22 protein-coding genes are annotated in these 18,998 nt (G+C 74.1%); 14 read left to right on the top strand and 8 right to left on the bottom strand.

The genetic code is table 11. The annotated features are described in order from the left end of the window. The first annotated feature begins 72 nt into the window (after window positions 1-72). A complete protein-coding gene (locus HOP40_RS03040; protein ID WP_172167746.1) occupies window positions 73-504 on the top strand; it encodes a MarR family winged helix-turn-helix transcriptional regulator in 432 nt (143 codons plus the stop codon). A 21-nt stretch (window positions 505-525) separates the two neighbouring features. On the opposite strand, the gene HOP40_RS03035 is transcribed toward HOP40_RS03040, so the two are convergent. Continuing rightward, a complete protein-coding gene (locus HOP40_RS03035; protein WP_172154427.1) occupies window positions 526-990 on the bottom strand; it encodes a DUF1003 domain-containing protein in 465 nt (154 codons plus the stop codon). Further along, window positions 983-2,257 (bottom strand): magnesium transporter MgtE N-terminal domain-containing protein, encoded by a 1,275-nt coding sequence (locus tag HOP40_RS03030; protein WP_172154425.1) that lies wholly within the window; start codon window positions 2,255-2,257, stop codon window positions 983-985. The genes HOP40_RS03035 and HOP40_RS03030 overlap by 8 nt, the downstream gene beginning before the upstream one ends. Before the next feature lie 32 nt (window positions 2,258-2,289). On the opposite strand from HOP40_RS03030, the gene HOP40_RS03025 reads away from it, so the two are divergent. The 7 genes from HOP40_RS03025 to HOP40_RS02995 all read left to right on the top strand — a co-directional run bounded on the left by HOP40_RS03025 (window position 2,290) and on the right by HOP40_RS02995 (window position 8,517). Further along, the gene (locus tag HOP40_RS03025; RefSeq protein WP_172154414.1) at window positions 2,290-3,156 is read left to right on the top strand and encodes a PhzF family phenazine biosynthesis protein; all 867 of its coding nucleotides are present in this window, start codon (window positions 2,290-2,292) and stop codon (window positions 3,154-3,156) included. Window positions 3,157-3,205: 49 nt separating this feature from the next. Further along, window positions 3,206-3,568: a PadR family transcriptional regulator gene (locus HOP40_RS03020; RefSeq protein WP_172154412.1), complete on the top strand. Its 363-nt coding sequence runs from the start codon at window positions 3,206-3,208 to the stop codon at window positions 3,566-3,568. Next, window positions 3,565-4,374 carry a hypothetical protein gene (locus HOP40_RS03015; RefSeq protein ID WP_172154410.1) on the top strand — a complete coding sequence of 270 codons (810 nt, stop codon included), beginning with the start codon at window positions 3,565-3,567 and terminating at the stop codon, window positions 4,372-4,374. Before HOP40_RS03020 ends, HOP40_RS03015 begins: the two co-directional genes overlap by 4 nt. An 88-nt stretch (window positions 4,375-4,462) precedes the next feature. Further along, window positions 4,463-5,425, top strand: coding sequence for an HpcH/HpaI aldolase/citrate lyase family protein (locus HOP40_RS03010; protein WP_172154408.1), 963 nt, complete (start codon window positions 4,463-4,465; stop codon window positions 5,423-5,425). A gap of 149 nt (window positions 5,426-5,574) precedes the next feature. Next, complete coding sequence (locus HOP40_RS03005) at window positions 5,575-6,768, top strand: acyl-CoA dehydrogenase family protein (protein WP_172154406.1); 1,194 nt, start codon at window positions 5,575-5,577, stop codon at window positions 6,766-6,768. A 359-nt stretch (window positions 6,769-7,127) separates the two neighbouring features. Beyond that, window positions 7,128-7,652, top strand: coding sequence for a YflT domain-containing protein (locus HOP40_RS03000; protein WP_172154404.1), 525 nt, complete (start codon window positions 7,128-7,130; stop codon window positions 7,650-7,652). 76 nt (window positions 7,653-7,728) lie between these two features. Next, window positions 7,729-8,517 (top strand): class I SAM-dependent methyltransferase, encoded by a 789-nt coding sequence (locus HOP40_RS02995; RefSeq protein ID WP_205347062.1) that lies wholly within the window; start codon window positions 7,729-7,731, stop codon window positions 8,515-8,517. 257 nt (window positions 8,518-8,774) lie between these two features. Here the strand turns inward: HOP40_RS02995 and HOP40_RS02990 are convergent, their stop codons facing one another. Together HOP40_RS02990 and corA are read right to left on the bottom strand one after the other, a co-directional pair. Continuing rightward, window positions 8,775-9,740, bottom strand: coding sequence for a Rieske (2Fe-2S) protein (locus HOP40_RS02990; protein WP_172167742.1), 966 nt, complete (start codon window positions 9,738-9,740; stop codon window positions 8,775-8,777). Window positions 9,741-9,839: 99 nt separating this feature from the next. Further along, window positions 9,840-10,889: a magnesium/cobalt transporter CorA gene (gene corA / locus HOP40_RS02985; RefSeq protein ID WP_240157742.1), complete on the bottom strand. Its 1,050-nt coding sequence runs from the start codon at window positions 10,887-10,889 to the stop codon at window positions 9,840-9,842. Between the two features lie 260 nt (window positions 10,890-11,149). Between corA and HOP40_RS02980 the strand changes: the two genes are divergently transcribed. After that, the gene (locus tag HOP40_RS02980; RefSeq protein WP_338053047.1) at window positions 11,150-11,659 is read left to right on the top strand and encodes a MaoC family dehydratase; all 510 of its coding nucleotides are present in this window, start codon (window positions 11,150-11,152) and stop codon (window positions 11,657-11,659) included. 1 nt (window position 11,660) lies between these two features. Here HOP40_RS02980 and HOP40_RS02975 read toward each other — a convergent pair whose 3' ends face one another. Further along, on the bottom strand, window positions 11,661-12,056 hold the full coding sequence (locus tag HOP40_RS02975; protein WP_172154400.1) for an NUDIX hydrolase: 396 nt from the start codon (window positions 12,054-12,056) through the stop codon (window positions 11,661-11,663). 106 nt (window positions 12,057-12,162) lie between these two features. Here HOP40_RS02975 and HOP40_RS02970 point away from each other — a divergent pair, with 106 nt between their 5' ends. Genes HOP40_RS02970 through HOP40_RS02950 form a run of 5 tightly spaced genes read left to right on the top strand, consistent with a single transcriptional unit; the run spans window position 12,163 to window position 14,922 of the window. Beyond that, window positions 12,163-12,321: a hypothetical protein gene (locus tag HOP40_RS02970; protein ID WP_172154398.1), complete on the top strand. Its 159-nt coding sequence runs from the start codon at window positions 12,163-12,165 to the stop codon at window positions 12,319-12,321. A 3-nt stretch (window positions 12,322-12,324) separates the two neighbouring features. Next, window positions 12,325-12,891 carry a PH domain-containing protein gene (locus HOP40_RS02965; RefSeq protein WP_172154396.1) on the top strand — a complete coding sequence of 189 codons (567 nt, stop codon included), beginning with the start codon at window positions 12,325-12,327 and terminating at the stop codon, window positions 12,889-12,891. Between the two features lie 20 nt (window positions 12,892-12,911). Further along, the gene (locus HOP40_RS02960) at window positions 12,912-13,805 is read left to right on the top strand and encodes a PHP domain-containing protein (RefSeq protein ID WP_240157481.1); all 894 of its coding nucleotides are present in this window, start codon (window positions 12,912-12,914) and stop codon (window positions 13,803-13,805) included. Between the two features lie 17 nt (window positions 13,806-13,822). Continuing rightward, the gene (locus tag HOP40_RS02955; RefSeq protein ID WP_172154394.1) at window positions 13,823-14,647 is read left to right on the top strand and encodes a RecB family exonuclease; all 825 of its coding nucleotides are present in this window, start codon (window positions 13,823-13,825) and stop codon (window positions 14,645-14,647) included. Further along, window positions 14,644-14,922 carry a hypothetical protein gene (locus tag HOP40_RS02950; protein WP_172154392.1) on the top strand — a complete coding sequence of 93 codons (279 nt, stop codon included), beginning with the start codon at window positions 14,644-14,646 and terminating at the stop codon, window positions 14,920-14,922. The genes HOP40_RS02955 and HOP40_RS02950 overlap by 4 nt, the downstream gene beginning before the upstream one ends. On the opposite strand, the gene HOP40_RS02945 is transcribed toward HOP40_RS02950, so the two are convergent. The 3 genes from HOP40_RS02945 to HOP40_RS02935 are packed head-to-tail and all read right to left on the bottom strand — an operon-like array spanning window position 14,885 to window position 18,753. Further along, complete coding sequence (locus HOP40_RS02945; RefSeq protein WP_172154390.1) at window positions 14,885-15,712, bottom strand: oxygenase MpaB family protein; 828 nt, start codon at window positions 15,710-15,712, stop codon at window positions 14,885-14,887. The two genes, HOP40_RS02950 and HOP40_RS02945, sit on opposite strands and share 38 nt — an antisense overlap. A gap of 54 nt (window positions 15,713-15,766) precedes the next feature. Beyond that, window positions 15,767-17,032: an Rv3212 family protein gene (locus HOP40_RS02940; RefSeq protein ID WP_172154388.1), complete on the bottom strand. Its 1,266-nt coding sequence runs from the start codon at window positions 17,030-17,032 to the stop codon at window positions 15,767-15,769. Between the two features lie 32 nt (window positions 17,033-17,064). Continuing rightward, window positions 17,065-18,753 (bottom strand): DEAD/DEAH box helicase, encoded by a 1,689-nt coding sequence (locus HOP40_RS02935; RefSeq protein ID WP_172154386.1) that lies wholly within the window; start codon window positions 18,751-18,753, stop codon window positions 17,065-17,067. Window positions 18,754-18,998 lie beyond the last annotated feature (245 nt).

Here is an 18,998-nt window from a genome sequence, read left to right as displayed (position 1 = left end):
GGACCGCCGTCCGTACCATGCTCCGACGTGGCCCTCCGTGATGCTCCCGACACCGCGCCGTCCGACGGGCGCATGACCCCGTCGGTCGACGAGCTGGGTGCGTGGCGGGCGTTCCTGCGCGCGCACGCCACGATCACCCGCGTCCTGGAGGCCGAGCTCGTCGCCGAGCAGGACCTCTCCCTGGCCGCCTACGACGTGCTGGTGCAGCTGGCCGAGGCGCCCGACCGCCGCCTGCGGATGACCGAGCTCGCCGACGCCGTGCTGCTCTCGCGCTCGGGCGTCACGCGGCTCGTCGACCGCATGGAGCGGGGCGGGCTCGTCTCGCGCACCCGGGTGCCGGGCGACGGCCGCGGCGTCGCCGCCGAGCTCACCGAGGCCGGCTTCCACCGCCTGCGGGTGGCCGCGCGGACGCACCTGGCCGGGGTGCTGCGGCACTTCGTCGCCCGGCTCGACGCGGACGACCTGTGCGCGCTGGAGCGGATCAGCCGCCGGCTCGCGGACTGAGGGTCAGCCACCCCGACCGGATCAGCCCTTCGGGTGGAGCCGGTCGCCGAGGCGCTCCAGCTCGCCGCGCAGGTAGTCGCGGGTGGCGACCTCGCCGACGGCCACGCGCAGCGCGGCGAGCTCGCGCGCGAGGTACTCGGTGTCGGCCTTCGTCCGCTCGGCGCGGCTGCGGTCCTCCTCCAGCGCCACGCGGTCGCGGTCGTCCTGGCGGTTCTGGGCCAGCAGGATCAGCGGGGCGGCGTACGCGGCCTGGGTGGAGAAGGCCAGGTTGAGCAGGATGAAGGGGTAGGGGTCCCAGCGCAGCGACACCGCCACCAGGTTGAGCACGATCCACACGATCACGATGACGGTCTGGATCGCCAGGAACCGGCCGGTGCCCAGGAACCGCGCGATGCGCTCGGAGATGCGGGCGAAGCTGTCGGGGTCGAGCTCGAAGCGGCGGCGGCCGGGCCGGTCGAGCCGGCGGCGCGTCGTGATCTCAGGCACCGGCGGCCTCCGGGGACGGGTCGGGTGCGGCCTCGTCGGTGAACCGGTCGCGCCAGTCCGGCGGCAGCAGGTGGTCCAGCACGTCGTCGACGGTGACGGCGCCGAGCAGGTGGTCCTCGTCGTCGACGACGGGACCGGCCACGAGGTTGTACGCCGCGAAGTACCGCGCGATCTCGCCGAGCGTCGCGTTCGGGGACAGGCGCGCGAGCCCCGTGTCGACGACGCCCGCCACCAGCTCGAACGGCGCCTCCCGCAGCAGCCGCTGCACGTGCGCGCAGCCCAGGTAGCGGCCCGTCGGCGTCTCCGACGGCGCGCGGCAGACGAACACCATGCTGGCCAGGGCGACGGGGAGGTCGGGGTTGCGGATGCGGGCCAGCGCCTCCGCCACCGTCGCGTCGGGGCGCAGGATCACCGGTTCGGGTGTCATCAGCCCGCCCGCGGTGTCGGAGGAGTAGCGCATCAGGCGCCGCACCGGGGCCGAGTCGCCGGGCTGCATCAGCGCGAGCAGGGCGTCGGACTCGGCGGTGGGGAGGTCGCCGAGGAGGTCGGCGGCGTCGTCGGGGCTCATCGCCTCGAGCACGTCGGCGGCGCGCTCGACGTCGAGGTGGGCGAGCAGCGCGCGCTGGTCGGAGTCCGACATCTCCTCGAACACGTCGGCGAGGCGCTCGTCGTCGAGGGCGTCGACGACCTCGTGCTGGCGCTTCTCGGGCAGCTCCGACAGCGTGGCGGCGACGTCGGCGGGGCGCATCGTCTCCAGCACCGAGAGCAGCCCCGCGGTGCCCTGCCGGTCGGTGAGCGAGAGCCCGGTGACCGCCGACCACGGCAGCTCCTGCACCTGCCCGCGCCGCGTCAGGCCGTGCCGGCGCGCGCGCACGGCCAGGCGGCCGACCACCCAGTCCCGGGAGCGCGTCGGCTCGATCGCGGCGTCGACGACGACCGCGGGCACCCCGCCGTCGACGATCGTGACGGGCGCGTCGAGCAGCTGGCCGACCACGAGCGTCTCGTTGGGGCGCTGGGAGAACCCGCGCAGGCTGACCGATCCGGTGGCGAGGGTGACCGCGCTCGGGTCGATGCTCGTGACCCGCAGCATCGGCACGAAGATCCGCCGCCGCGTGACCATCTCGACCACGATGCCCAGCACCCGCGGCGGGCTGGCGTCGACCCGGACGGTGACCAGCACGTCGCGGACGCGGCCGATCCGTTCGCCGTCGGGCCCGAACACCTCGAGGCCGACCAGCCGTGCGACGAAGACGCGGTCGGATGCCATGGCGCGCAGCCTAGGGTCCTAGGGTCGCTCCCGTGCTGCGCTACGACATCGTCGACGTGTTCACCGACCGCGCCTACGCCGGCAACCCGCTCGCCGTGGTGCACGGGGGGCACGAGCTGAGCACGGAGCAGATGCAGGCGATCGCCGCCGAGTTCCACCTGTCGGAGACGGCGTTCCCCCTGCCGCCCACCGCGGACGCCGACTACCGGCTGCGGATCTTCACCCCCGGTCGCGAGCTGCCGTTCGCCGGGCACCCGAGCGTCGGGGCGGCGTGGGTGCTGGCCCGCGCCGGCCTCATCTCCACCGGCGACGTCGTGCAGGAGTGCGGGGCCGGGCTCCTGCCGGTCCGCGTCGACGACTACGGCGCTCAGGTCACCGGCGGCGCGTCGGAGGTCGGGCCGGCGCTGGACGGCGCGGTGCTGGCCGCGGCGGTCGGGTTGGGCCCGGCCGACGTCGTCGACGCCGTGCCCGCGGGCGTCGCGGGCGCGGGGGTGCCGTACGCCTTCCTGGTGGTCGCGCCGGACGCCGTCGCACGGGCCGCGCCCGACCCGGCGGCCGTCCGCGCCTGCACCGAGGGGCTCGTCGGGCTGACGGTCGTGTCGTTCGACGCCGCCGCCTCCGCCGGGCACGTGCGGATGTTCGCGCCCGACGTCGGGGTGTCGGAGGACCCGGCCACCGGCTCGGCCGCCGTCGCGCTGGCGGTGTTCCTCGTCGACCGCGGCGTGCTGGCCGGCGACGGCCAGACCGGGTTCACCGTCGCGCAGGGCGCGGAGATCGGCCGGCCGTCGACGCTCGGGGTGCTGGTGCACGCCGACGCCGGCACCGCCGTCCGCACGTCGGTGTGGGGCACGGTCACGGCCGTGGCCCGCGGGGAGCTCGTGGCGCTGCCCCCCGTGTGACCGTCTGTTGCCCGTTGACGTGAGGAAGGTATCTTCCTATTCTTCCGGCATGCGTCGTCGAGCGGGTGAGCTGGTGCGGCTGGAGGCGGAGATCCTCGAGGCCGGGCTGGCGCTGCGCCGGGACGGCGAGGACCGGTTCCACGGCTTCCGGCTGGCCAAGGTCATCGCCGAGAGCGACGGCGTCCGCACGCTCACGGCGCACGGCACCCTCTACAAGGCCCTGGCCCGGCTGGAGGCGGCGGGCCTGCTGGCCAGCACGTGGGAGGACCCCGAGGACGCGGCGGCCGAGGGCCGGCCGCGACGGCGGCTCTACCAGGTGACGGGGGCGGCCGAGCGTGCGGTCGCGACGTGGCGCGCAGGCCGGGGCGCGGGTGCGCCGACGCCGCTCCGGCCGGGCTGGGACCCGTCGTGACGGCCGAGGACGGGGCCGCGGCGTTCGCGGCCTGGTGGGTGCGTTGCTACACCGCCCGCGTGGGCGCGGAGGCCGCCGAGGATCGCCGCGCCGAGATCGATTCGGACCTGTGGGAGCAGCGGGCGCACGCCCGCTCGGTCGGGGCGCCGCCGCACGCGGTGGCGCTGTCGATCGTGCGGAGGGTGACCGGCGGCGTGCCGGCCGACCTGGTGTGGAGCCGTCAGCAGCGTGGGGTGTCGCGGGAGCGGGCACCCGAGCGGGAGGTGACCGTGTCGAGGTGGGCGAGGCCGGCGAGGCACTCGTGGTGGACCGCCGCAGCGGCGGCGGTCGCCCTGTTCTACGTCTGGGTGGCCGCGGGCAACCTGGCCGACCCGCAGGACCCGAGCGCGGAGGGCTCGGTGCTCGCCGCCCTCTGCGCGGCGACGGTGCTCGTCGGCCTGGGCCTGCGGGGGCGGCACCGGGTGGTCGGCGACGTCCTGCTGGCGGTCTCCGTGGCACCCGCAGTGGTCGTGATCTGGTTCTGGCCGGTCGCCGTCACCGCGCTCGTGGTGCTGGTCTGCGCCGTGGTCGACCTGGCCGAGGCGCGGTCGCTGCGCCGGCCCGGTCCGCTCGGGGTGCTCGTCCGGGCGGCGCTGGTCGTGGCCGTGCTCGGCACGGCGTTGGCCTGGACCGCGATGCTGTCCGTCGGCGGCTGGGTGACGGTCCTCGTCGCCTGCGTCGCGCTGGTCGCGCTGCTGGTGCTCGTGGCCGTGCCGACCCGTCGGGATCCGGTGGCGGTCGCACCGCGCGCCGCCACCGAGGGGTGAGAAAACGGTCACCCCGGCGGGCCCGGGGGCGCCGGTCGTGCCAGCATCCCGGGGTCCACCGCGCCGACGTCGACGAGGAGTCCCACCGATGACCACCAGCCAGCTGCGTCCCCGCCGGTCCTGCCTGGCGGTGCCCGGCTCGAGCCAGAAGTTCATCGACAAGGCCCGCACGCTGAACTCCGACCAGGTCTTCCTCGACCTCGAGGACGCGTGCGCCCCGCTCGCCAAGCCCGGTGCCCGCAAGACCATCGTCGAGGCGCTCAACGAGGGTGGCTGGGGCGAGAAGATCCGCGTCGTCCGCGTGAACGACTGGACGACCGAGTGGACCTACCGCGACGTCACCGAGGTCGTCGAGGGCGCCGGCGCCAACCTCGACGCGATCATGCTGCCCAAGGTGCAGACGCCCCAGCAGGTCGTCGCCCTGGACCTGCTCCTCACCCAGATCGAGAAGACGATGGGCTACGAGGTCGGGAAGATCGGCATCGAGGCGCAGATCGAGAACGCGCTGGGCCTGATCAACGTCAACGAGATCGCCACGGCCAGCCCGCGCGTCGAGACCATCATCTTCGGCCCGGCCGACTTCATGGCCTCGATCAACATGAAGAGCCTCGTGGTCGGCGAGCAGCCCCCCGGCTACGACGTGGGCGACGCCTACCACCACATCCTCATGAGCATCCTCATGGCGGCCCGCGCGCACGACAAGCAGGCCATCGACGGCCCGTTCCTGCAGATCCGCGACGTCGACGCGTTCAGCCGCGTGGCCGGCCGCTCCGCCGCGCTGGGCTTCGACGGCAAGTGGGTGCTGCACCCCGGCCAGATCGACGCCGCCAACGAGACCTTCAGCCCGCTGCAGGAGGACTACGACCACGCCGAGAACATCCTCGACGCCTACGAGTACTTCACCTCCGAGGCCGGCGGCAAGAAGGGCTCGGCCATGATCGGCGACGAGATGATCGACGAGGCCAGCCGCAAGATGGCGCTCGTGATCGCGGGCAAGGGCCGCGCCGCCGGCATGGAGCGCACCGACCGCTGGACCGCGCCGGAGTCCTGAGCGTCCGAGTCCTGACCGCCGGGAGTGGTGGGAAGGTTCACAGGCGTCGGCGCGCCGTCCGCGGCGACCGCACGGGATACTTACCAACCAGTACCCAGCGCCGGGACCTTCCCCTCCCGGCGGCCGTGACGTCAGCCAGGAGGCACCCCATGGCCCGGCTCGCCCAGACCGCCGGTCTCACCGAGATCCAGCAGGAGATCCTGTCCACGGTCAAGACGTTCGTGGACAAGGAGATCATCCCGCACGCCACCGCCCTGGAGCACGCCGACGCGTACCCGCAGGACATCGTCGACGGGATGAAGGAGATGGGCCTGTTCGGGCTCACCATCCCCGAGGAGTTCGGCGGTCTCGGCGAGTCGCTGCTGACCTACGCGCTGGTCGTCGAGCAGATCGCGCGCGGCTGGATGAGCGTCTCCGGCGTGATCAACACCCACTTCATCGTGGCGCACATGATCACCCACCACGGCACGCCGGAGCAGAAGGCGAAGTACCTGCCGCAGATGGCGCTGGGGGAGACCCGCGGCTCGTTCTCGATGTCGGAGCCCGACCTGGGCTCGGACGTCGCGGCGATCAAGACGAAGGCCGTGCAGGACGGTGACGACTTCGTCATCGACGGCGCGAAGATGTGGCTGACCAACGGCGGCACCTCGACGCTGACCGCGGTGCTGGTCAAGACCGACGAGGGGCAGCCCAAGCCCTACCAGAACCTCACCTGCTTCCTGGTGGAGAAGCCGGTCGGCTACGGCGAGGTCGCCCCCGGGCTGATCATCCCGGGCAAGATCGACAAGATGGGCTACAAGGGCGTCGACACCACCGAGATGGTGTTCAAGGGCCACCGGGTGCCCGGCGACCGCATCCTCGGCGGCAAGCGCGGCGGCGGCTTCGCGCAGATGATGGACGGCGTCGAGGTCGGCCGCGTCAACGTCGCCGCCCGCGCGTGCGGCATCTCGATCCGCGCGTTCGAGCTCGCCGTCGAGTACGCCCAGCAGCGCTCCACGTTCGGCAAGCCGATCGCCGAGCACCAGGCCATCGCGTTCAAGCTCGCGGAGATGGCCACCAAGGTCGAGGCCGCGCACCTGATGATGGTCAACGCCGCGCGCCTGAAGGACTCCGGCGAGCGGTTCGACGTCGAGTCGGGCATGGCCAAGCTGATCGCCAGCGAGTACTGCGCCGAGGTCACCCAGGAGTCGTTCCGCATCCACGGCGGCTACGGCTACTCCAAGGAGTACGAGATCGAGCGCCTCATGCGCGAGGCCCCGTTCCTGCTCATCGGCGAGGGCACGTCGGAGATCCAGAAGACGATCATCAGCCGGGGTCTGCTCAAGGAGTACAAGCTGCGCTGAGCGCCTCCTCCACGTCGCGGTTGCGCGGGAACGGGCGGGCCGCCACGCGGACCCGCCTCCCGCGCCCCACGCCGTGGCGGCAGACGTCGAACGTCCTGGCGAAGAGGTAGCCGTGCGTCCTCGGGCTGCCCTTGCAGTGCCGGGCACGGCGCGAACGGGTTGGTGTCCCTCGGTTCTCCTCACGCACCGCGACGTTCCACGGCAGGAAGATGTCGTAAGGGGTACACCGCCGTTCGGCCGAGCCGTAGGAACCCGGACAGGGCAGAGGGATGTGAGACTCACCGCCCGCCGGCACTACGGTGCAGGTCGACGCGTTGGCATGATGTGGACATTTCCCCGTCCGCACTGAGGAGGCCCCCGTGAGCACACCGTTCGGCGGGCCCGCGCGCAACGCGCCCGGCCTGCCCAACCTGCCGACCCCGCCCACCGGCTGGCCGGTCGGCTCCTACGCCACCTACGAGGAGGCGCAGCGCGCTGTCGACCACCTGGCCGACTCCGACTTCCCGGTCCGCGACGTCACGATCGTCGGGGTCGACCTGATGCTCGTCGAGCGCGTGATCGGGCGGCTGACGTGGGGCCGCGTCCTCATGTCGGGTGCCGCGTCCGGTGCCTGGTTCGGTCTGTTCGTCGGCCTGCTGCTGAGCCTGTTCAGCGGCGACGAGGGCGGCGGGTTCGGCCCGATCCTGGTCGGCCTGGCCAGCGGCATCGTGTTCGGCCTGGTCTTCGCCGCGGTCGGCTACGGCGCCACGCGCGGCCGTCGCGACTTCACCTCGGCGAGCCAGATGGTCGCCGGGCGCTACGACGTGCTGTGCCAGCCGCGCAACGCGGAGAAGGCGCGCGAGCTGCTGGCCAAGCTCGCGATGGGTCCCGCCCAGACGACGTGAACGCACTCCGACGGAGGCGCGGGGGCGGGCATCCCCACCGGGTGCCCGCCCGCCGCGTGCGGGAGGATCCGGACTCGTGAGTCCCCAGCAGCACGGCCGCATCGACGCCGGCAACGTCTCGCGGTCGTTCGACGTGCACGCGCGCACCTACGACAAGCTCGTCGGCGCCAACCCCGGCTACCACGAGCACCTGCGCCTGTCCGCCAAGCGGATGGGGCTGCCCGGCGGCGGCGCCGGGCTGCGGCTGCTCGACCTCGGCTGCGGCACCGGCGCGTCCACCGCCGCGCTGCTCGAGGTCGCCCCGCAGGCCGAGATCACGGCCGTCGACGCCTCGGTGGAGATGCTGGCGCAGGCCCGGCGCAAGAGCTGGCCGTCGACCGTGCGGTTCGTGCACGGCAACGCCGAGGAGCTCGACCCGGTCAAGTTCGCCGGCCCCTACGACGGCATCCTCGCCGCCTACCTGCTGCGCAACCTCACCGACCGCAACGCCGCCCTGCGCCGCTACCGGGAGATGCTCAAGCCCGGCGCGCCGCTCGCGGTGCACGAGTACTCGGTGGCCGACTCGCCCCGCAGCCGCGCCGTGTGGACCGCGGTGTGCTGGAGCGTGATCATCCCGATGGGCCGGATCCGCACCGGCTCCGCCGACCTGTACCGCTACCTGTGGCGCAGCGTCCTCGACTTCGACGGCGTCGAGGCCTTCACCGGCCGCATGACGGCCGTGGGCTTCGAGGACGTGCGCGTCCAGACCGTGCCGGGCTGGCAGCAGCACATCGTGCACACGTTCCTGGGCCGCAGCCCCGGCGTGCCGCTGGGCGCCGACCCCGACGCCCCCACCCCGCCCGAGGGCCTGGACCTGACGAAGTAGCCCGCCCGCCCGCCCGCCCGCCCACGCCGGCCCCCCACCCCCGCGCGCCGCCCCCCGCGCCCCGCGCCCGCCCGCCCCAGTGACAGTGGAGTGGCTTTACTAGCGCCCAGTGGCAGTAAAGCCACTCCACTGTCACGTGAAGGGGGTGGCGCGGGGGGCGGGCGCTGGGAGGCGGGCGCTGGGAGGCGGGCGCTGGGGGTGGAGCGGTGCGCTGAGAGGCGGGCGCTGGCAGCGCGGCTGGGGAGTGCGGGCGCAGGTCAGCGGGTGCGCAGGGCGTAGCGGCGCTCGGCGTAGTCGAGGTCGTCGCGCCACAGCCGCTTGGCCGCCACCGCGATCATGGGCCGCAGCGCCGCCGCGACCTTGCGGGAGTGCTCGAAGCCGGGGCGGTCGGAGTGAGCGACGACGGCCTCGATCACCGCGGTGCGGGGGAGGCCGTCCGGGCCGGGGCGCAGGGGGGTCGCGTGGGTCTCCACGACGCTGCCCGTGCCCTCGCCGTCGACGATCTCCATCGTGATCGTGCGGGGGTCGGGGCAGGTGAACGCGGCCTTGACCGGCACCCCGATGCGGCGCCCGAGCGTGAAGGTGACCTCGACGAGGAACCGGTCCTCGGCCTCGGTGCACTCCATCGGCGGCGCCGACAGCACGCGCAGGTTGGCGAACGAGTACGGGTGGAACCACGCGCCGTGCCAGGGGTCGAGCCGGTTGGCCAGCACGTCCTCGGGCTCGCAGCGCCCCACGACCGTGGCGACGGCGGGCAGGCTGCGCTCCGGGTCGGGCCGCGGGCCCAGGACCGGGGCGTCGGTGACGGCCTCGCCCGCGGCCTCCAGCCGCACCCAGGCGAGCACGCCGTCGTCGTGCGCGGGGAACGTGCGCCAGCCCGGCCGGCCCTCCGGCCCGAGCGCGAGCCCGTGCCAGCGGCAGACGACCCGGCCCTCGTGCACGGGGGTGTCGCACAGCGGGGCGCCCAGGTGCGGGCAGGCGCCCGGCCCGGCGTGCAGGATGCCGGCGTCGTCGCGCCAGAGCACCACCTCGCGCCCGTTGACGACCCGCCCGTAGGTCGTCCCGGGAGTGACCTCGCGGCTCGCGGCGACGACGAACCAGCCGCCCGAGGGCCGCGCCTGCGCCCGGGCGAGCGCGGCGCGGATGATCCCCGGCTTGGCGTCGGCCCAGGTGGGGACCTGTTCGGCCCAGGCCGGGCGGCTCAGCAGCCGCAGCGGGTTCATCTGCCGGTCGTTCACCCTGCACAGGCTAGGACGGTCGCCGCGCGGCGGCGCGGCGACCCGTCCCGCGTCACACCGGCGGTGACGCGGGGCGACGGCGCGCTACAGCCAGTGGTTGCGCCGGAACTGCCGGAACAGGTACGCGCAGATCGCGACGATCGTCAGCAGCACCGCCGGGTAGCCGATCGGCGACTGCAGCTCGGGCATGTACTCGAAGTTCATCCCGTAGATGCCGGCGATCATCGTCGGGACGGTGATGAGCGCGGCGTACGCGGTGATCTTCCGCATGTCGTTGTTCTGCTGCATCGTGATCTTCGCCAGCGAGGCGTCGACGAGGGTGGTCAGGAGCTCGTTGAAGCCCGCGACGCGCTCCACGACGGTGACGAGGTGGTCGTCGACGTCGCGGAAGTAGGAGCGCACGTCGTGCGGGATCAGCGCGCTGTAGCCCTCGGTGAGCTTGCGCAGCGGCGTGGCCAGCGGCACGACGGCGCGCCGCAGCTCCAGCACCTCGCGCTTCATGACGTAGATCTGCTCGGCGTCCATGGTCGACCGGGGCGTGAAGACCTCGGCCTCCATCTCGTCGATGTCGTTCTCGATGGCCGCGGTGACGTCGAGGTAGGAGTCGACGACGTGGTCGGCGATGGCGTGCAGGACCGCGGAGGGCCCGAGGCAGAGCTGCTCGGGGTCGGCCTCCAGCTTGCGGCGGACGTCGCGCAGGCCGGAGTGGTTGCCGTGCCGGACCGTGACGATGAAGTCGTGGCCCAGGAACGCCATGACCTCGCCGGTCTCGACGATCTCGTTGGCCGTGGTCGGCTCGGCGTGCCCGACGTAGCAGACGGTCTTGAGGACCATGAACAGCATGTCGTCGTAGCGCTCGACCTTGGGGCGCTGGTGCGCGTGCACCGCGTCCTCGACGGCGAGCTCGTGCAGGCCGAACACGTCGGCGATGCCGGTGATCTGGTCCTCGTCGGGCTCGTGCAGCCCGATCCAGACGAAGCCCTCCTCACGGCGGCGCACCTCGGCGAGGGCGCCGTCGTGGGTCCAGCGCCCGGGCAGGCGCTCGCCGTCGACGTAGACGGCGCAGTCGACGACGTAGGCGGAGACCGGGACGCGCAGCTTGGGCAGCAGCGGCTCGGAGACTCGGGTGGTGATGCGCGAGGCCGCACGGATGGCGGGGCGGATCGAGGAGAGCGGCGGCACGGGGTACCTCCTGCGGGTGTCGGAACGCACGGGAATCGCGCCCCGAACCGGGAGGGGGCCCTAGCGGGCCGGTCGGTCGGGAGCGCGGCGACTACTGCATCCGGGTGCCGTCGGCACCGCGCTCACCTCCTGACGTGTGTCGATCACGACCCGCACGGCTGCGGGCCGTTGACTAGATTACTCCTCCACGCAGTTCATCGGCTGAGGAGGCGTTGACGTTGCAGTTCGGGCGGTACTACGAGGAGTTCGAGGTCGGGGCGGTCTACAAGCACTGGCCCGGGAAGACGGTCACCGAGTACGACGACCACCTGTTCTGCCTCATCACGATGAACCACCACCCGCTGCACCTCGACGCGCACTTCGCCGAGGAGACCACCGAGTTCGGCAAGAACGTCGTGGTGGGCAACTACATCTACTCGCTGCTCCTGGGCATGAGCGTCCCGGACGTGTCGGGCAAGGCGATCGCCAACCTCGAGGTGGAGTCGCTCAAGCACACGAAGCCGACGTTCCACGGCGACACCATCTACGGCGAGACCGAGGTCCTGGACAAGACCGAGTCGAAGTCGAAGGACGACCGCGGCGTCGTGTACGTCGAGACCCGCGGCTACAAGCAGGACGGCACCGTCGTGTGCACGTTCCGGCGCAAGGTGATGATCCCCAAGAAGTCCTACGGCGACGCCCGCGGCGGCGAGCAGGCGGGCCGGCCGGTCCCGGAGGTCTGAGTCAGGCGGGCAGCGCCCCCCACGTCGCGAGCGTCTCCACGAGCCCGTCGACGAGGGGGAGCGCGGCGAGGTCGGCGGCGGCGCACCACCGGGCGTCCAGGGCGTCGTCGCCGGCGCGCAGCGTCCCGCCGACCACGGCGCAGGCGTAGTCGGCGATCGTGTACGGACCCCGCACCACTCGCCCGATCAGGCGACCCGGCTCTACGGCCAATCCGGTCTCCTCGCGCATCTCCCTGATCACGGCGGCGGTGTCGTCCTCACCGGCCTCGACGCGGCCCCCGGGGACCGACCACCGCCCCCGACCTGGATCGTTGGCCCGCAGGACGAGCAGCAGGCGCCCCGCGGCGTCGTAGGCGAGGCCGCCGACACACGGAGTCAATTCGTTACGTTCGGTCACAGATGGCCACCGTATCGGCCCGCGTGCCGGATACCCTGTGCCCCGTGGGTGCTGTAAGAATCAGGACGGAAGCGGTTTCCATCCTCGTCTCGGAACGGTGGTACGGGTGAACGTCAGGAAGATCGTCGGGCTGCTCGCGATCGCGTTGCTGATCTTCTTCGTGATCACCCAGCCGGGCAGTGCCGCGAACTCCGTGCAGAACATCGGCGGCATCCTGTCCGACGCGGCCAACTCGATCGTCACGTTCTTCACCGAGCTCGTGTAGGCGATGCTCGCCCCCCGGGAGATCGACGAGTACCTGCTCCCGACGGAGCGGCGGGTCATCCGCGTGCGCCAGCACTGGGCGGTGATGATCAGGCACCTCGCCGAGACGGCGCTGTTCCTGCTGCTGCTGGTGATCGTCCAGCTGTGGATCGAGCCCAACACCGCCGACCTGTCGCCGTCGTTCGGCTCGGTGATCGCCGACAACGTCACGTTCTACCTGGGGCTCGTCGCCGTCCTGCGGTTCACGGTGCTGACGATCCTGTGGTGGATCGAGCGCATCGTGATCACCGACAAGCGGGTGATGCTCGCCGAGGGCATCATCGTGCACAACGTCAAGATGATGCCGCTGAGCAAGGTCACGGACCTGACGTTCCAGCGCACGCTGGGCGGCCGCATGTTCGGCTACGGCACGATGATCGTCGAGTCGGCGGGCCAGATCCAGGCGCTCAACCGCATCGACTACATGCCGCGCCCCGAGGAGATCTACGAGGCGCTCTCCGAGCTCGTGTTCGGCGAGAAGGGCAAGACGCGCGCCACGGGCATGCTCGCGCGGCCGCGCTGGCGCAAGTGACCTCGGGATAGCCTCGCTGCGTGGCCCGCTCCCCCCTGATCGACCTGCACGCCCACTCCACCGCCTCGGACGGCACCGACGCACCCGCGGAGCTGGTGGCCGCGGCCGCCGCCGCAGGCGTCGACGTCCTCGCGATCACCGACCACGACACGACGGGCGGCTGGGCCGAGGCCGTCGCCGCGCTCCCGTCCGGGATGCGGCTCGTGCGCGGCGCCGAGTTCTCCTGCGTCAGCCCGACCGGGCGCCCGGACACGCCCGAGGACCCGGCCGAGGTGGCGGTCCACCTGCTCGGCTACCTGTTCGATCCCGAGCACCCGGCGATCGCGGAGGAGCAGGAGCGCCTGCGCGAGGCGCGCCACCACCGGCTCGTCGGCATGATCGGGAAGATGGTGGAGGCCGGCTACCCCGTCGACGTCGAGACGGTCTTCGCCTACCTGCCCGACGGCGCCAGCGCCGGCCGCCCGCACCTCGCCCGCGTGCTGGTGGCCGCGGGCGTGGTCGAGAGCGTGGACGAGGCCTTCGCGAAGCTGCTCTACACCGGCAGCCCGTTCTACGTCCCGAAGCAGGACACCCCGGTGGAGACGGCGGTCGAGATGATCCGGGCCGCCGGGGGAGCAGCGGTGTTCGCGCACCCGCTGGCGCGCAGGCGCGGGCGCGTCATCGAGCCGTCGGTGCTGGTGGACCTGGCAGGGAAGGGGCTCGCCGGCGTCGAGGTCGACCACCCCGACCACAGCCCCGACGACCGCGCCCTGCTGCGCGACCTGGCGGGCCACCACGGGCTGCTCACCACGGGGTCGAGCGACTACCACGGCACCAACAAGACCACCCCGATCGCGGCCGAGACCACGGCCGCCGACGCCCTCGACGCGCTCGTCGAACGGGCCGCGGGCGGGATCGAGGTCGTCGCCGGCTGACCACTACCGTGGGTCGGGTGACCGGTCAGCTGGGCTTCGACTTCGTCGCGCCCCGGCTCGTGAAGGTGACGCCGTCGCGGCTGGGCACCTGGCGCGACTGCCCGCGCCGCTACCGCCTGGGCTACCTCGACCGCACCTCCCGCGGCGGGGCGCGGGCCACGGCCACCCTCGGCGCCGTGGTGCACCTGGCGCTGCGCGCCTACTACGCGCTCCCGCCCGGGCGCCGCACCCCCGACGCCGCGGCGGCGCTCGTCGACCGCAACTGGAACGGCGAGGGCTTCCGCGACGCCGCGCAGCAGCGCGAGCACCGCGAGCGCGCCCGCGGCTGGGTCGCGGCGTACGTCGCCGAGCGGGCCGGTGACGAGCCGCTGGGCGTCGAGCAGTGGGTGTCGGTGTCGACCGACCGGATCGTGGCGGAGGGCCGGGTCGACCGCATCGACGCGCGCGGGCGCGAGGCCGTCGTCGTCGACTACAAGACGGGCCGGCGCCCCCTCACCGACGACGACGCGCGCACGTCCGAGGCCCTCGCGCTCTACGCCGTCGCCACCGCGCGCACGCTGCGCCGCCCGTGCACCCGCGTCGAGCTGCACCACCTGCCCACCGGCGGGGTGCACGCCCACGAGCACGACGAGGCGTCGCTGGCCGCGGCCGTGCGGCGGGCCGAGGAGACGGCGGCGGAGCTGGCCGCCGCCACCGACGCGCTGGCCGACGGCGGCGACCCCGAGGTGCTGTTCCCGCCCGTCGTCTCGCCCAGCTGCGGCACCTGCGAGGTGCGCCGGCACTGCCCCGAGGGACGCGCCGCGGTGCCCGAGCCCGCGCCGTGGGACGGGCTGGCGCCGTGAGGGCGGCATCGGTGCTGCGGGGGCTCTCGGGCGTCCTCGCGGGCGGGCTCGTCGTGCTGGCGGTGGCGCTGGGCGTCGCCTGGGTGGTGGCGACGCGCACCGGCTCGCCCGGCCCGGCGCCGGCGTTCCTCGCCTGGCACGCCGTGGCCGCGGTGGTGGCCGTCGTGGCCCAGGTGCGGGCCGACCGCGCCGCCGACGGCGGTCACGGGGCGGGCGCGGCGCTCGCCGTGGTCGGCGTCAGCGTGGCGGTCCTGGCTGCCCTGTGGCTCGCCTGACGCCGAGGAACGCGGCCCGCAGCGCGCCCAGCGACGCGGTGGTGACCAGCCCGGAGCCGGGCGGGCGCGGCACGCCGTAGAGCTGCTTGGCCCACGGCGGCAGCAGGCCGATCGCGACGGCGGCGACCGCGCTCCAGGCCGGGCGGGCCAGGGCGACCGACGCGGCCATCTCGCCGAGCGACCCCACCGGCACCGGCAGCGGCAGCCGCCGCGGGATCGGTGCGAACGCCAGCCGGCGGGCGGCGCGCCGCGCCACCGGGCTCGCGACGAGCTCCGGGCGGACCGCGGCGAAGTACGCGTCGACCTCGGCGCGGGAGGCGGGCAGGTCGACGGCGCCCAGCAGCGCGCCCGCGCGCACCTGCTCGGCGAGGAAGCGGTCCTCCTCCGCGGCGTCGATGAGGCCCAGGCGGCGCACGGCCGCGGAGAACGAGCTGACCTCGGTGACGTGCACCCAGCGCAGCAGGTCGGGGTCGTCGGCGGAGTAGGGGCGGCCGGTGACCGGGTCGGTGCCGCGGACGTGGCGGTGGATGCCGCGGACGCGCGCGGCGGCGCGGTCGGCCGTCGCGGTGTCGGCGAACGCGAGCGTCGTGACGTACTCGGCGGTGCGCTGCAGGCGCGGCCAGAAGTCGTCGGGGAACGACGAGTGCTGGTCGATGCCCGCCATCGCGCGCGGGTGCAGGGCCTGCAGGAACAGTGCGCTGAACCCGCCGACGAGGGCGGCCGGGTCGCCGATCACGCGGCGCGTCGCGCTGCCGGGCGGGAAGTAGCCGACATCGGTCGCGGTGCTCACCCGTCCGAGGGTAGGAGCAGTCGATCGATCCCGCGCGGCGTCCGGACGCTCCCGCTACGGCGCGGGGACCAGCGCGGTGACGGTGGCGCCGCGCTGCTCCAGCAGCACGTCCCCGTCGACGGCGAGGGTGAGGGGGGCGGCCGGGTCGGGACGGTCGACGGGCAGCAGGCGGCCGGGGCGGCCGCGCTCGGCGTCGACGACCCGCAGACCGCCGGGGACCGGCACCAGCAGCTCGACGCCGTAGCGGACCGGCGGGCCGAGCGCGTCGGGCAGCGTCCAGAGCAGGGCGAGCTGCGCGACGTCGAGCGCCACCACCGACGTGCCGGTGAACCAGTAGCGGTGGGCGTCGTCGGCGGAGGTGGGGGCGACGCCGCCGGGCGGGTCGGTGACGACCGCGTCGACCTCGCTCACCGACACCTGCGCGCCCGCCGCGTCGAACACGGCGAGGCGCGACGGGTCGGGCAGCGCGACCGCCACCTGCTCCTCCGAGACGGCGACGACCACGGCCCCGGAGCCCGGCAGGGGCACCGAGAACCGCTCCTCGGGCTTCTCGGCGCCGTCCTCGCCGTCGGAGGCGAGCACGGTGAGGCGGTCGGCGGACTCGCCGGGGCAGCGCTCGACGACGGCCACCCGGCGCCCGCCCAGCGCGGCCGAGCCGTAGGTGCAGCCGGGCCGGGGCTGGCGGCCCACCTGCTCCTGCGCGGGGACCTCGCCGTACTCGAGCGTGCGGACGAGGTCGGAGCGCCAGACCTCGAGGTGGTCGGTGCCGGTGGCCAGCACGTAGGTGTCGTCGGCGAGCAGCCGCGTGCCGGGCCGGGCGTCGGGGTTGCGGGCGCCGACCCGCTCGCCGGTGTCGCCGCGCAGCATCGTGACCTCGGAGCAGTAGGCGCCGTCGCCGCCGGCGGCGGCCGCCGGGTCCTCGTTGGCGTAGACGGCCAGCGCGCGGCCCTGCTCGATGCCGGGGAACCCGGCGCCGACGGTGCACAGCGGCAGGTCGCGGGAGTAGCTCCAGCGCTCCTCGCCTGTGCGGGCGTCGCGGCCGGTGACCGTCGACCCCTCGGCGGTGACGACGGCCGGTCCCGCCACGACGGGCCCGGCAGTGCCGGGGCTCGGCGCCTCCCAGGCCGGCACGAAGCCGACCGGGGCGCCGGACGCCGGCGGTGGTGCCTCGATCGGCGCGGTGGCCGTGGTCGAGGTGGTGCCCGCGACGTCGCTGGTGGCGGCGACCGTGACGGTCAGCGCCACCAGCAGCGCCACGACGAGGCCCGCGGCGACGAGGTCGCCGCGGCGGCGCCGCTCGGGTGGCTGCGTGCGCAGCATCGAGCGGCGCCCCTCTCCTGCGGTGCCGTGGGTCAGCTCGCGGCCGCGTCCTCGGACCCGCCGTCGACGGAGCCGCCGTCGGCGGAGCCCTCGGCCCCGCCGCTGCGGCCCCGGCCGCCGCGACGGCGACGGCGGCGCGGACGCCCGTCGGCCGACTCGGAGCGCGGGCCGGACTCGGGTCCGGACTGCGGGGCAGCGGCCTGGGGTGCGTCGGCCCGATCCGGCGCCTCGACGGGCGCGGTGGCCGTGGCGGGCGCGGTGGTGGCCGCCGCGGACGGCGCCTCGCCCCCCTCGAGCGTCACGCCGGCGCGGCTGCGGGTGCGCGACCGCGAGCGGCGCGGCTTGCGCTCGGGCAGCACCGTCTCCTCGGCGGCGCGGGGGCCGACCTTGTCGCGGCCGCGGTCGCGACGGCGGCCGCCGCCCTGGTCGCCCTCGGTGTCGACGTACTCGGCCTCCAGCCCGGCCCGGGTGCGCTGCGAGTGCGGCAGGCGGCCCTTGGCGGTGGTGGGGATCGAGAGGTCGGTGAACAGGTGCGGCGAGGTGGAGTACGTCTCCGGCGCCTCGGGCTTGTCGAGGCCCAGGTCGTCGCTGATCGTCTTCCACTTGTGCAGCTCGTCCCAGTCGACGAGCGTGACCGCGACGCCGGTCTTGCCGGCGCGGCCGGTGCGGCCGATCCGGTGGACGTAGGTCTTGGAGTCCTCGGGGCACTGGTAGTTGATGACGTGGGTGACGTCGGAGACGTCGATGCCGCGGGCGGCGACGTCGGTGGCGACCAGGACGTCGACCTTGCCGGAGCGGAACGCGCGCAGCGCCTGCTCGCGGGCGCCCTGGCCCAGGTCGCCGTGCACGGCGGCGGCGGCGAACCCGCGGTCGGCGAGGTCGTCGGCCACGCGCTGCACGGTGCGCTTGGTGCGCGCGAAGATCATCGTGAGGCCGCGGCCCTCGGCCTGCAGCACGCGCGTGAGCAGCTCGACCTTGTCCATCGCGTGCGCGCGGTAGACGTGCTGGGTGGTGTTCTCGTGCGTCGAGCCCGAGTCGGGCTCCTCCGCGCGGATGTGCGTGGGCCGGTGCAGGAACTGGCGGCTCAGCGCGATGATCGGGCCGGGCATCGTGGCCGAGAACAGCATCGTGTGGCGCTGCTCGGGGAGCATGCGCAGGATGCGCTCGACGTCGGGCAGGAAGCCCAGGTCGAGCATCTCGTCGGCCTCGTCGAGGACGAGGGCCTTGACGCGGCCGAGCACCAGGTGGCGCTGCTCGGCGAGGTCGAGCAGGCGACCGGGGGTGCCCACGACGACGTCGACGCCCTTGCGCAGCGCGGCGAGCTGGGGCTCGTAGGCGCGCCCGCCGTAGATGGCGGTGACGCGTATGCCGAGGTGCTTGCCGGCGTCGGCGAGGTCCTGCGCCACCTGCACGCACAGCTCGCGGGTGGGGACGACGACGAGCGCCTGCGGGACGTCGCGGGTGCGGTCGGCGGCCTCGCCCTCGAGCGTGGCGGCGGGCTGCTCGGACGGGGGCGTGACGCGCTGCAGCAGCGGGACGCCGAAGCCGAGCGTCTTGCCCATGCCGGTGCGGGCCTGGCCGATGACGTCCTCGCCGGCCAGGGCCAGCGGGAGCGTCAGCTCCTGGATCGCGAACGTGTGGACGATGCCGGCCTCGGAGAGGGCCTGCACGATCTCGGGGCGGACGCCGAGGGCGGCGAACGTGGGGGAATCGGGCTTCACGGGGGCGTCGCCGGTGAGCGGGTGCGCCTTCGCGGCGTCCTCGGGGGCGGCGCCGATGGGGGTGGTAGCGGTCTCGACGGACAGGGTGATCGCCTCTCTCCGCGCACAGGAGCCGGGGCCGGCTCGTCGACCACCGGCGCGCGCGCCTCGTGGGAGAGCCGACGAGGCGCTGCACGCACCAGGTCGTTGCGGCCTGACCGTCGTCGGATGCGGGCCGCGGGTAGGCGCGCACCCCGTACGGGTGC

It is taken from the genome of Pseudonocardia broussonetiae, from assembly GCF_013155125.1.
GTDB lineage: Bacteria > Actinomycetota > Actinomycetes > Mycobacteriales > Pseudonocardiaceae > Pseudonocardia > Pseudonocardia broussonetiae.
This window is presented reverse-complemented; position numbering and strand designations above follow the sequence as displayed.